The organism is Thermodesulfovibrio sp. 1176 (assembly GCF_029946585.1).
Lineage (GTDB): Bacteria > Nitrospirota > Thermodesulfovibrionia > Thermodesulfovibrionales > Thermodesulfovibrionaceae > Thermodesulfovibrio.
In genome coordinates, this window is the sequence record NZ_JARZRZ010000016.1 from 1 (window position 1) to 793 (window position 793).

1 protein-coding gene and 1 pseudogene are annotated in these 793 nt (G+C 39.5%); both read right to left on the reverse strand.

Annotation, left to right across the window (positions count from 1 at the left end):
- Window positions 1-293, reverse strand: a pseudogene (locus QI155_RS10955) (hypothetical protein); the annotation flags it as partial.
- The coding region (locus QI155_RS10960) for a TraU family protein (protein WP_281321678.1) at window positions 269-793 on the reverse strand (525 nt) is incomplete at its 5' end. The pseudogene QI155_RS10955 and the gene QI155_RS10960, both read right to left, overlap by 25 nt.

Below are 793 nucleotides of genomic sequence, written 5' to 3' on the forward strand. Positions count from 1 at the left end.
ACAGGGTCTGTTTGAGAGGATTGCCCGCCAAGAAGCAGGTTCAGGTCTTTTTTGAATGCTTCTACCTGTGCCTTAAATTCAGGAGACTGAGAGTATTCATAAGCCTTTTTGGCTTCTTTTTCCACTTCAGGATTTTTCTTTAATTCAGGAATTTGTATTTCTTTTGCTTTCTTTTTTGCCTGTTCAATATCCTGCTCAAGAGAACTGCTCTGTGCAAATAGCAGTGATGCTGAACATAGCAATATTATTGCAATATTGCAGATATGTTTTAAAACATTTTTCCCATGCAGCATTTTACCCTCTGAAATATCACCCATGAAAAATTATCGGGTGAGTTTTGTCCCGCTCCAAAGGTCGGATTTTTTCCACTTTCCCATAGAGGTGAAGGTCTGCCAATAAACATAGGTTCACTCCTTACAGGTTTCATCATGTGCATTTTATAGTGAGATTTATGCCATATTGGTGTTATCTGAGCCCCACAGTAATCCATTGCAGTATCCCAGTGAAGTGCTTCTCTATTCATTTTGTATATCATTCGTGAAGCAAGCCCTGCATTTGCCTTTATAAAATTACCTTCTGAAATACTGCCTGTAAGAGGATAAGTGCTGTTCCAGCTGCCCTGACACCAGAACAACGGATCAAGTGGTTTATTTGCGGTAGCACCAACAGAATCAGCTATACAGGCAAGTTGAGCAACAGGATTTGCAAAAAGCAGTGCTTCAGGATTAAGAATAAATCCTATCAAATCATTATTCCACGTAGGGTCTATCTCTGTCATATAAGCAAGGTCAAA